Source organism: Alphaproteobacteria bacterium (assembly GCA_030740435.1).
Taxonomy (GTDB): domain Bacteria; phylum Pseudomonadota; class Alphaproteobacteria; order UBA2966; family UBA2966.
In genome coordinates, this window is sequence record JASLXG010000153.1 from 1 (window position 1) to 10773 (window position 10773).

11 protein-coding genes are annotated in these 10773 nt (G+C 65.5%); 6 read left to right on the forward strand and 5 right to left on the reverse strand.

Annotated elements, in window-relative coordinates; genetic code table 11:
• Positions 1 to 118: IS5/IS1182 family transposase (locus QGG75_15755; GenBank protein ID MDP6068690.1), on the forward strand; the 118-nt coding region annotated here is incomplete at its 5' end.
• A 13-nt stretch (positions 119 to 131) separates the two neighbouring features.
• Here the strand turns inward: QGG75_15755 and QGG75_15760 are convergent.
• From QGG75_15760 to QGG75_15770, 3 genes are all read right to left on the reverse strand, one after another.
• Complete coding sequence (locus QGG75_15760) at positions 132 to 1208, reverse strand: PAS-domain containing protein (protein ID MDP6068691.1); 1077 nt, start codon at positions 1206 to 1208, stop codon at positions 132 to 134.
• A 414-nt stretch (positions 1209 to 1622) separates the two neighbouring features.
• Positions 1623 to 2258: a response regulator FixJ gene (gene fixJ, locus QGG75_15765; GenBank protein MDP6068692.1), complete on the reverse strand. Its 636-nt coding sequence runs from the start codon at positions 2256 to 2258 to the stop codon at positions 1623 to 1625.
• Entirely contained in the window at positions 2255 to 3706 is a 1452-nt protein-coding gene (locus QGG75_15770; protein ID MDP6068693.1) for an ATP-binding protein, read from the reverse strand. Before QGG75_15770 ends, fixJ begins: the two co-directional genes overlap by 4 nt.
• A 103-nt stretch (positions 3707 to 3809) precedes the next feature.
• On the opposite strand from QGG75_15770, the gene QGG75_15775 reads away from it, so the two are divergent.
• A complete protein-coding gene (locus tag QGG75_15775; GenBank protein ID MDP6068694.1) occupies positions 3810 to 4706 on the forward strand; it encodes a dihydrodipicolinate synthase family protein in 897 nt (298 codons plus the stop codon).
• Here the strand turns inward: QGG75_15775 and QGG75_15780 are convergent.
• Together QGG75_15780 and QGG75_15785 are read right to left on the reverse strand one after the other, a co-directional pair.
• Positions 4703 to 5683 carry an aldo/keto reductase gene (locus QGG75_15780; GenBank protein ID MDP6068695.1) on the reverse strand — a complete coding sequence of 327 codons (981 nt, stop codon included), beginning with the start codon at positions 5681 to 5683 and terminating at the stop codon, positions 4703 to 4705. The two genes, QGG75_15775 and QGG75_15780, sit on opposite strands and share 4 nt — an antisense overlap.
• Positions 5684 to 5716: 33 nt before the next feature.
• The gene (locus QGG75_15785) at positions 5717 to 6730 is read right to left on the reverse strand and encodes a membrane dipeptidase (protein MDP6068696.1); all 1014 of its coding nucleotides are present in this window, start codon (positions 6728 to 6730) and stop codon (positions 5717 to 5719) included.
• Positions 6731 to 6833: 103 nt separating this feature from the next.
• Between QGG75_15785 and QGG75_15790 the strand changes: the two genes are divergently transcribed.
• The 4 genes from QGG75_15790 to QGG75_15805 form a co-directional block, all read left to right on the forward strand.
• The gene (locus tag QGG75_15790) at positions 6834 to 8042 is read left to right on the forward strand and encodes an MFS transporter (GenBank protein ID MDP6068697.1); all 1209 of its coding nucleotides are present in this window, start codon (positions 6834 to 6836) and stop codon (positions 8040 to 8042) included.
• 4 nt (positions 8043 to 8046) lie between these two features.
• Positions 8047 to 8520, forward strand: a complete 474-nt coding sequence (locus tag QGG75_15795) for a thioesterase family protein (GenBank protein ID MDP6068698.1) — start codon at positions 8047 to 8049, stop codon at positions 8518 to 8520.
• Complete coding sequence (locus tag QGG75_15800; GenBank protein MDP6068699.1) at positions 8517 to 9419, forward strand: ornithine cyclodeaminase family protein; 903 nt, start codon at positions 8517 to 8519, stop codon at positions 9417 to 9419. Before QGG75_15795 ends, QGG75_15800 begins: the two co-directional genes overlap by 4 nt.
• A partial coding sequence (locus QGG75_15805; GenBank protein MDP6068700.1) for a molybdopterin-dependent oxidoreductase occupies positions 9416 to 10773 on the forward strand: 1358 nt, incomplete at its 3' end. The genes QGG75_15800 and QGG75_15805, both read left to right, overlap by 4 nt.

The following is a 10773-nucleotide window of genomic DNA, read 5'->3' on the forward strand; positions in this document are numbered from 1 at the left end:
CGAGAACTATTTCGCCAAGATCAAGGAATTCCGGGGCATTGCTACGCGCTACGACAAAACCGACACAAGCTATGCCGCAAACTTGAGCCTCGTCGCCACCATCATTGATTTGCGTTAATTGTCAACGGACCCTAGCCCGCCGGAAAATACCTCGGGAAATAGAGCTCGATGGTGGTGCCTTGATCGGCGCTCGATTCGAAGCGGGTGATGCCGCCGCATTGGCGGACGAATCGCCGGGCCGCGACCAGGCTGTCGGCACTGCCGCCGATGGTAACCTCGGTGTCGAGCGGATGTTCTAGCACGGCCGTGATCTCGGCCTGGCTCAGACCCGCACCCTCATCGCTCAGTGAGACCATGACGTGGGGCCCGATGGCGGCGCCGTCAGCTCCCGCCATCTCGCCGATCAGGCTGACGTTGGCGCCGCCGATCACCAACAGGCCGCCGTCGGTCATGATGTCGCGCGCCCGCGCCACCAACTCCAGGACCAGACGAGCGAAGGCGTTGACGTCGAGCTCGACGTCGTAGACCCGGTTATCGATGCGCAGCTCGGCGTCGAGGCTCCCTCCGGCGGTGCTCTCGAGCAGCGGCTGCAGGCTGACGAGCTGGTCGTTGAGGTTGACTGGGCGAATCGACTGGCGGTCGTTTGCCGTCACTTCGGCCAGATCGAGCAGCACCTCGTCGCCGCGCTGCACGGCAATCCTGAGGTCATCGGCCAGGGCCGAGAGGCCGTTGCGGCCGCCGGCTTCCTGGCGCAGCGTTTCGGCCCCGCCGCGCAATAGCGAGAGCGAAAGCTCGAGATCGGCCACCATCCCGGCGGCCCGATCGCGATCGGCCTGCAGACGCCGGATCTCTTCGGCCAACTCGATCTCGTGCTGCTTCTGCCGGGTGACGTCGCTGTGCAGCGTGAGGTGGCCACCACCGTCGAGCTCTTCGCCCCGGGATTCCAGCCAGCGTCCGGCCGCCAAGCCGGTGCTCCCGGAGGCGCTGCGGCCGCCGCGCACCCAGCCGTCGGTACGCACTGGCTCGGGCGCACGGGCGGCGAAATCGAGCACCGCATCGGCAATTTCGTCGTAGGTCTTGCCGGGCTCGAGCAGGTGGGCGATGGGAGCGTAGAAATCGCGATAGCGGCTGTTGCAAAGCACCAGCCGGTCGTCATGGTCAAAGAGGATAAAGCCCACCGACATGTTCTCGATGGCCTCGAGCAGCAAACCGTAAAGCGGCGTGTCCCGGGCCGCCTCCAGGTCGGCCGCGGTGAGCCCGTCCTGGCTGCTTTGCTCAGCCTCGATACCTTTTTCAGGATCTCGAAGACAGGCTGGCGCGTGGTGTCGACAAAGTCGAGCTGGGTAGCCTGATCGACGACTTGAAAACGCATGTCGTTGAATTCGCGACGCCGCGGCGCCGGCGCGGCGATTTCCTGAGGCTCCTCTGTGAGCCCTTGCGGCCTCGTCACTCGGGGCTGCAGCTTGGTCATGGACAAACTCCGGTTCCCAACAACCGTTTCGCCCGTCACGCGTTCCGTCCTCACAACGGCGGCACGTGCCGGTCTTCCTGCCTTTCGGCGCGAGAAAATAGCGCCCGCTCGGGCAAAAGTCGAGCAATTTTCCAGGGATATCCTAATGAACTTAGGGGTTACCCCCAGCTTCGCCCACCATCATGACCATTTTCATCAAGTCTGCCAAGGATTTCGCCTGCATCTTCTCCATCACGTTGGCACGGTGGAATTCGACGGTCTTTTCGCTGCGGCCGAGTTCCTTGGCGATGGAGCGGTTGGGCAGCCCGGTAACCACCAGATCCAGGACCTGCCTTTCCCGCGGCGTCAGCGACTTTATTCGGCCCTCGACCTGGTCTCTGGCGGCGCTGCTCTCGACGTCCGAGACCGAGCGGTCGACGGCGCGCTGCACGACCTCGAGGATCTCCTGGTCGTTGAAGGGCTTTTCGATGAAATCAATCGCACCGGCCTTCATCGCCCGCACCGCCATCTGCACATCGCCATGGCCGGTGATGATGACGACGGGCAAGTCGATGCCACGGACCAGGAGTTCGTTTTGCAGCTCGAGGCCGCTCATGCCTGGCATGCGGACGTCGATGAGCAGGCAGCCCGGCAGATCGGGCGTCACCCGATCGAGCAATTCCTGCCCCGACGAGAAGGTCTGGACCTTGAAGTCGACCGACGTCAGCAACCATTGCAGCGAATCGCGAATGGCTGGATCGTCGTCGACGACGTAGACGATTTGTTGGCTTGTCGTCAGGGCAATCATTTGGCTATCACTCGGCTATCACTCTCTGTGGCCGGCAGGCTGAAACAAAAGACGGCGCCGCCATCCTGGTCGGGTCGGGCCCAGAGGCGGCCGCCGTGGCTGTCGAGGATGTTGCGGCAGATCGAAAGCCCCATGCCCACACCCTGGGGTTTGGACGAATAGAAGGGCTCGAAGAGATGCGCCCGAGCCTCGATCGAGAGACCGTCGCCGGTATCCTTGATGGCGACCTCCAGCCCCTGCGTCCCCGGCGCCCCCGGCGCCCCCGGCGTGTTCGTGGCCCGCGTCGAGATGCTCAGCAGACGCGGCGCGGCCGCGGCGTCGCGCATGGCTTCCATGCCGTTGCGGGCGATGTTATGGATGACCTGTTGCATCTGGATGCTGTCGGCCATCACCATCGGCAGGGCCGGCGCCAGGGCCAGGTCGAGATCGATGGTGACGCCGTGGCGTTGGGCCTCGATCTCCAGCAGCGCCAAAGTTTCGCGAATGATGGCGTTGACGTCGCAGGGCACCAGATTCGGCTCCTCCTTGCGCACGAAGTGTCGCGTGCGGGTGATGATCTCGTTGGCCCGGTGGGCCTGCTCGGCAATCTTCCGCAAGGCTTCGAGAATCTCGGTGGACTCGCGCTCCTCGAGAGCCAAGCGCCTGATGCAACCGTTGGCGTAGCTGGCAATGGCCGACAGCGGCTGGTTCAACTCGTGGGCCAACTCGGTCGCCATACCACCGATCAGGGAGAGGCGCGAGACGTGGGTCAGTTCGGCCTGCAAGCGCCGGGCCTGTTCCTCCTGCTCCTTGCGCAAGGTGATGTCGACGAAGACGGGTTCCATGTAGCCCTGTTCGGGAGAAAACGTGACGTCGACGAGCAGCCAGGCCGTGGAGCCGTCGCGGCGGCTAACCTCTATCTCGAGGCCCCGCACGCTACCACTGCGCAATCCCTCGGCAACCATCCTCTCCCTGACCGTGGGATCGACGTAGTGCTCCGAGGCGATGAATTCGGCGATGAAGTGTTGGCGGGAATCGTAGCCGAAGATCTCGGCCGCCCGGCCGTTGGCGTCGAGCATGGAGCCATCGCTGATGCGAGCCCGCGCCAGACCGACTTGGGCACTTTCAAAGAGATCACGATAGTTGATCTGGCTTTGGCGCAGGATCTGTTCCGCCTGCCAAGCCCGGTGATAGGCCGAAAGCGCCAGCCAAGTCGTGGGTGGCGCCACCAACGCCGGCGCCAGCACCGGCAGCCCGACGGCCAGCGGAGCACCGAACATCTGGGGGTCGAAGATCAGGTAGCTGGAATAGGAAAGCAGCATGGAAATGGCCACCGCCAGCAAACTCAGCGCGATCACCGAACGCGCCGTGCCGACTCGCCGGAAATAATCCAGTAGGTGCTCGACAAGCACCGGGTTGGGCCGTATTTCCCCCGCGGTGCGCCCATCGATGGCGGTATCCGTGCTCACATCCCAACTCCCATGCGGAACTATCATGCACCATGCGGCGCCCTTGGGCGAGCGCCATCCATCTTCTATGATAGCGCCTGGAGAATTTCCGGAGAATCCAGACATGGCCCACCGACCTCGCTTCGCCGCCGCCGCCCTGGGTGGCATCGTGCCGCCCATGACAACGCCCTTTCGCGCCAATGGCAGCATCGACGAGAGGTCCTTCCGCAGCCAGGTGCGTTTTCTCACGAAATGCGGCGCCCACGGTCTGGCGGTGGGCGGCAGCACCGGAGAGGGCCATACGCTTAGCACCGACGAGGTCAGGCGCCTGGTCGCCATCGCCGTCGAGGAAGCGGACGATGTCCCCGTCATCGCCGGCATCATCGTCGATTCCACCGCCCAAGCCATCGAGCGCGGCCAGGCGGTGGCCGACCTGGGCGTGGCGGCCTTGCAGATCACACCGGTCCACTACCTCTTCCGGCCCGACGACGACCACATGCTGCGCCACTTCGCCGATGTGGCCAAGGCCGTGCGCCTGCCCATCCTGATCTACAACGTGGTGCCCTGGGCCTACCTCTCGCCCCAGCTCCTGGTACGCATCATGAGGAAAGTGCCACAAGTGGCCGGCGTCAAGCAGAGTGCCGGCGACATGAAGCTGCTGGCCGATCTGGTGATGACGGCACCACGCCGGTCGCGCATCTTCAGCGCCGTCGATGCGCTGCTGTATCCCTCGTTCGCACTCGGTGCCGACGGCGCCATCGCCGCCATCCTGGCCGCCGCGCCCAAGCCTTGTGTGGCGCTCTGGGATGCCGTCCAGGCCGGCGACCACGGCCGCGCACGAAAGCTGCATGAAGGTCTGCTCAGGCTATGGAACGCCATGCCCGGCGACTGCCTGCCGGCCTGCACCAAGTACGCCCAGAGCCTGCAAGGGGTCAAAGCCGGCCGGCCGCGGGCACCCATGCAGGAGCCCACGGCCAGGCAGCAAAAGGCCATCGCCGCGGCGCTGGCCAGGTTGCCTTAGGCAGCCCCGAAGTCGCTTTCGTAAAGCGCCTCCAGCCGGGCCAGGGCAGCCGCCGGCAGCGGCCCCATTTCGGCCGCGCCTAGCGCTTGCTCCAAATGATCGAGTTCGGCCAGGCCGAAGATGACGCAGGCGATGTCGGGATTGGCCAGCGAGAAGCGCACGGCGGTCTGGGCCCGGCTGCCGTATTCGTCACCCAGTTCGGCGAACACGGCCCGGGCGCGCCTTTCCTCCTCGGCAATTGTGGTGTCCTCGGTGACGATCATCTCGCGACCGTGGCGCATCTCGGTGGCGATCAGGCCGGCGGCAAAAACGCGAATATTCATCACCGCCACTCCGTTACGCCGGCAGGCGGGGATAATGCCGCCGAAGTCGTGGCCCCGCCAGGCTGGCGGCATGTCGCGCCCGGCACTGGGATTCAGGAGGTTGTAGTAGACCTGGGCGGCAGCGAAGCGGCCGCTTTCCAGTACCTGGACGATCGACGGTGCCTGGCCCAGCGCCGTCATGCCGACGAGCTTCGCCAGGCCCTGGTCGCGCATGGCTTCGAGGGCCTCGAGGGCACCGCCCGGCCGCATTACATCGTCAACCCCGAGGTGACCGGCATCGGTCTTGGGCCCGATGGCGTTGTGCAGCTGCAAAAGCTCGACGCGCTCCATCTGCAAAAGCTCCAGGCTGGTCGCCAGGCTGCGTTCGACCTGGCCGGCGATGTCGTCGAGACCTTCGAGATCGAGGTAAACCTTGGTCGAGACGCGCGGCACCGTCTCGACTTCACGCAGCAGCCAGCCCAACGCCTTCTCCGATTCGCCCATACCGTACATCGGCGCCGTGTCAATCCAGTCGATACCGGCCGCCAGGGCCCGGCCGATGGCCTGGCGCTTGGTCTCGTCGTCGGCGTGCAGCAGCAAGCCACCGACGAAGCCGCCGCCGAACACCAGCTCCGGCACCTCGATCCCCGAACGCCCGAAAGTCCTGTTCTTCATTTTGATCCCCTACCATCAACCTAGGCGCCGCCATTAATTCCATACCTGGCTCATCACCCGGAACCAGTTGCCGCCGACGATCTTGCGCAGATCCTCGTCGCCCCAGCCCAAGCGGGCCAGTTCCGCGACGACCTCGACCACCTGCTCCGGCTCCATCTGCGCCGCGTCGGAGCGGGTGTAGCCGCCCTCCTTGGGAAAGCGCTCGGCCATGGTCTGGGAGAAGGCGATCAGGGCCGGCATGTCGTAGAAATAATCGAAGCCGAAACCCACGTGATCGGGCCCGACCAATTGCGCCACGTAGTCCAGCGAGCGGGCATAGGTGGCGGCGGAGGTGTCGTTGTCACCCATGAAAATACCGATGCCGGTGAGGCCGATGACGCCGCCCGAGGCCGCCAGCGCCTTGATCTGGTCGTCGCTGTAGCAGCGTGGGTGCTCGAAGATGGCCTTGACGTTGCCCTGGCTGACGATGACCGGCGCCGCCGAGGCCTCGATGGCCTGCATCGAGGTTTGCAAGCCGCAATGCGCCACGTCGACCAGCATGCCGACCCGGTTCATCTCGGCGATCAGCTCGAAGCCGAAGCGGCTGAGGCCGTCGTCGGCCAGCTCGTGGCAACCGTTGCCCACCAAGTTTCGCTGGTTGTAGGCCAGCAGCATGTGCCGGATGCCGAGCTTGTAGTAAAGCGCCACCAGATCGAGGTTGCGCCCGACCGGGCCTGTGCCCTGGAAATGAAAGCCGATGCCCAGCTTGCCCTGGCGCCGCGCGCGCTTGATGTCGGCCACGCTTTCGACCAGCACGAAGGCCTCGGGACGGGCCTCGATGGCGCGGCGTTCGCGGGCGATCAGGCGCATGGCTTCCGCCATATCGGCATCGTCGACGGCTACCGTGAGGCTGACGAAGTCGAAGCCCTGGGCGGCAAAGCGGCCCGGCGCCTCGGCCTTCTTTTCCAGGTCGGCGCCCGGTATCTCGATCGTGGGCAAGGTCATGTCGCAGACCACGCAATCCTGCAACAGCCGCCGGGCCGCTTCTCGTTTTGCACGCTCCTCCACTTACCCGGCCTCCCCGTGCCTTGATATTTGCCGCCCGGGCCGTCACCATCGGCGGTCCGGCGGTCCGGCGCCCGGACCGCAAGATAATAGAGTATTCGAGTACATGGCAGCCACCTCCTCCAGCCTCGGCCATGACGTCAAGGTCATGAGCGTGATCGGCGTGGCCCATGGCCTGAGCCACTTTTTCCAACTCGTGCTGCCGGCCGTATTCATCCCGCTGAAGGCGGAATTCGGCCTTTCCTTCCTGCAGCTCGGCGTTCTCACCGCCGTCCTCTACGGCACTTCGGGGATCAGCCAGGCGGCGGCCGGCTTTCTCGTCGACCGCGTCGGCGGCCGACCGGTGCTGGTCACCGGCATGGCGCTCTGCGGCCTGGGCACGATGATGTTCGCCTTCGCCCCGAGCTATCAGGCGCTGATCCCCATGGCCATCGTGGCTGGCCTGGGCAACAGCGTTTTCCATCCCTCGGATCTCTCGTTGCTGACCAACAAGCTCGATCCTTCCCGTCTGGGCAAGGGCTACGCCATCCACGCCTTTTGCGGCAATCTGGGCTGGGCCGTGCCGTTTCCCCTGCTGGGCGCCCTGGCCGATCTCTACGACTGGCGCACGGCGCTCTTCGTGGCGGGCCTGATGGGGCTGTGCTTTGCGGTATACCTTGTTTTGGGGTCGGCCGAGCTCGATGAGGACATGGCGGCGGACGGCAAGGCCGATCATGAGGGCGGAATTTTAGCCGACGCCCGTTTGCTGACCTCGCCCTCGGTGGTGCTCTGCTTCTTCTATTTCGCCCTGCTGGCCATGTCGCTGATCGGCATCGAGAATTTCGGCGTGCCCGGAATGATGGGTTTCTACGGGCTCTCGCCCCAGCTGGCGCGCTGGGCGCTCACCGGCTTTTTGATTGCCGCCGCCGCCGGCGTGCTGCTGGGCGGCTTTGCCGCCGACCGCACAGACCGTCACAACCGGGTCGCCATGTCGGGAATGTTCCTGGCCGGCGCCTTCATGGCCGGCATCGCCTCGGGTGCCATCGCCCCCATCATGGTGCTGGGTTTCATGGCCTTTTCCGGCTTCTTCCTCGGCATGACCATGCCTTCACGGGACATGATCGTGCGCAAGGTGACGCCGCCTGGGAAGGCCGGCCGGGTCTTCGGATTCGTCTATTCGGCCCTTGACCTCGGCTCCGCCAGCGTGCCGCTGATCCTCGGCTATGTGCTCGACATCGGCAATCCGCAACTCGTCTTCTCCGCCATCGCCATCCTCATGATCTTGACCATTCCCACGGTCATGCAGGTGCGCCCGGCGGCCGCAGCCAGGGCCTGAAGTCATGCCGCCGGACGCCCAGGAATCGATCAGCCTGACACCATTCACGTTGCGCCTGCCGGTGCGCTTTACCCACACCGACCCGGCCGGCTACGTCTTTTTTCCGCGCTACTTCGAGATGTTCCAGGCGGTGATGGAGGAATGGTTCACCCAGGCGCTGGGCATCAAGTACGCCGACTTCGTGCTGGGCCGGCAACTGGGCACGCCGACAGCCCAGACCGAATGCACTTTCATGGCGCCTTGCCGGCTCGGCGATCCGCTGGAGATCACGCTTTATCTCGAACACATCGGGCGCAGCTCGCTGCGCGTCTGTTATGTCGGCCGGGTCGAGGGCGAGCGCCGCCTGGAGGCGCGCTCGACGCTGGTGGTGATCAGCATGAACGACGGCCGGCCGCGGCCCATCGACGACGAACTCAGGGCCAGGCTGGTGGCATATCAGGCGGCGTCGGGCGGGGCCGGGGAGGACAGTGCAACATGATGCTATACCTCGACAGGGATCAGGTGCAGGCGGCGTTACACTGGGAAACGCTGATCCCGGCCATGAAAGAGGCCCTGATCGCCTTTTCCGCCGGCCAGGTCATCCAGCCCGTGCGCCAAACCCTGACGGTCGAGGAGGAAGGCGGGTTCTTTCTCTTGATGCCGGCGATTTCCCAGGCCATGGGGGTCAAACTGGTGACCTTCTACCCCGGCAACGCGGAGCGGGATCTGCACACCCATCACGCCATGATCATGCTCTTCGAGCGCGCCACAGGCGTGCCCCTGGCGGTAATGGACGGCGGCTTGATCACCGAGATGCGCACGGCGGCGGTGTCGGCGGTGGCCACCGATCTGCTGGCGGCGCCCGAGGCCCGGGTGCTGGCCATCCTGGGCAGCGGCGTCCAGGCCCGCAGTCACATAGCGGCACTGGGCCAGGTGCGCGACTTCGACGAGGTGCGGATCTGGAGCCGCACCCCGGCCCACGCCGAGGTCCTGGCCGCCGAGGTCGGCGCCCGGGCCGTTGCCGACGCCCGGGAAGCGGTATCGGGCGCCGACGTCATCGTCACCGCCACCCCGGCCACCGAGCCCATCCTCGAAGGCGCCTGGCTCGAGCCAGGCGCCCACGTCAACGCCGTGGGCTACGCCGGCGCCCAGGGCCGCGAGCTCGACAGCGCCGCCATGCAGGGTGTGGTCTACGTCGATTCGCGGGCCGGGGCCGAGGTCGAAGCCGGCGACGTCACCTTCGCCGGGGCCGAGATCCATGCCGAACTCGGCGAAGCCCTGGCCGGCGGCAAAGAAGCCCGGGTGGGCGAAATCACCATTTTCGAATCATTGGGTCTGGCCATCGAGGACGTGGCCGCCGCACAATTGGTTTACGACAGCGTCAGGAGAGATCGATGACCATCACCCGTACCACCTGCCGCATGTGCCTGGTGCGTTGCGGCATGCTGGTGGAAACCGGCGACGAGCCGGACGCGGAGAGCCGGCCCGAGGGCGCGCTGGCCAATGCCGAACCGGGCCAGGCGCTGCGCGTCACGGGTGATCGCGAGCATCCCCTGAGCAAGGGTTTCCTCTGCCCCAAGGGCAAATTCTCCATCGACATGACGACCTCGCCCAAGCGCCTGCTCTATCCCCAGAAGCGGATCGGCGAGCGCGGCTCGGGGCAGTGGCAGCGGGTGACCTGGGAGGAAGCCGTCGATGACATCGCCGGCCGCATCAACGCCATCGTCGACGAGCACGGCGCCCGGGCGGTTTCCGTCCAGTCGCTGCCGCCCAAGGATTATTTCGTCTACGACATCTTCCTCGACGCCATCGCCAGCCCGACCTTCTTCAAGCACGATTCCCACCAGTGCTTCACGCCGCAACTGACGGCCGACGTGCTGACGTTCGGCAACCTGCTGACCTACCTCTCGTTCACCGATATCGAGGGCTCGGATCTGGTCATTCTCTGGGGCGTCAACATGACCGAGACCAACGGCTCCAAGGACCAACGCGTGCGCGACGCCCAACGCCGGGGCTGCCGCACCATCGTTGTTGATCCCCGCCCCATCAAGGCGACGGAGAGCGCCGATCTGTGGCTCAGGGTGCGGCCGGGCACGGACGCCGCGCTGGCCTTGGGCATCATCAACGTAATGATCGAACGGGGCTGGTACGACGCCGACTTCGTGGCCCAATGGACCGAGGGATTCGACGAACTCAAGGCCCGGGCGGCCAAGTATCCGCCCGAGCGCGTGGCCGAGATTACCTGGGTGCCGGCGGCCCAAATCGTCGAGACGGCACGGCTTTTCAGCCAGGCATCGAAGCCCGGACTTTATACCTTCATCGGCGCCACCATGGGCGGCAATTCGATCGCTACGCTGAGGCTGATGGGCTTCATACCGGCCCTTGCCGGCAAGCTCGACCAGGAGGGCTGCAACGGCTTCCTGCCACCCTCGGGCGTGCGCATGCCGGGCTACTATGGCGCCGATCAGAGCCTCGGCCAGAGCCGCGATCTCGACGACATGCTGAGCGTCGACAAGTTCCCCCTGCTGGCCGGATCAAAGGCCGTGACCACGGCCTATCCCCACCCGCGCCAGGTCATCGACGCCATCCTGACCGGCCAGCCCTACCCGGTGCGGGCGCTCTGGACGTCGTGCAATCCGCTGGTCGGGCTGGAGGACACCTACACCACGCTCGAGGCCCTCGGGGCGCTTGACTTGCTAGTCGTCTCGGATCTCTTCATGTCGCCGACGGCGGCCATGGCGGACTATGTCCT

Bases quoted from the DNA above. Each gene is read 5' to 3' on its own strand.
- QGG75_15790 (MDP6068697.1), top strand. From the start codon at position 6,834: ATGGCAGCCACCTCCTCCAGCCTCGGCCATGACGTCAAGGTCATGAGC.
- QGG75_15800 (MDP6068699.1), top strand. From the start codon at position 8,517: ATGATGCTATACCTCGACAGGGATCAGGTGCAGGCGGCGTTACACTGG.
- QGG75_15775 (MDP6068694.1), top strand. From the start codon at position 3,810: ATGGCCCACCGACCTCGCTTCGCCGCCGCCGCCCTGGGTGGCATCGTG.
- QGG75_15795 (MDP6068698.1), top strand. From the start codon at position 8,047: ATGCCGCCGGACGCCCAGGAATCGATCAGCCTGACACCATTCACGTTG.
- QGG75_15780 (MDP6068695.1), bottom strand. From the start codon at position 5,683: ATGAAGAACAGGACTTTCGGGCGTTCGGGGATCGAGGTGCCGGAGCTG.
- fixJ (MDP6068692.1), bottom strand. From the start codon at position 2,258: ATGATTGCCCTGACGACAAGCCAACAAATCGTCTACGTCGTCGACGAC.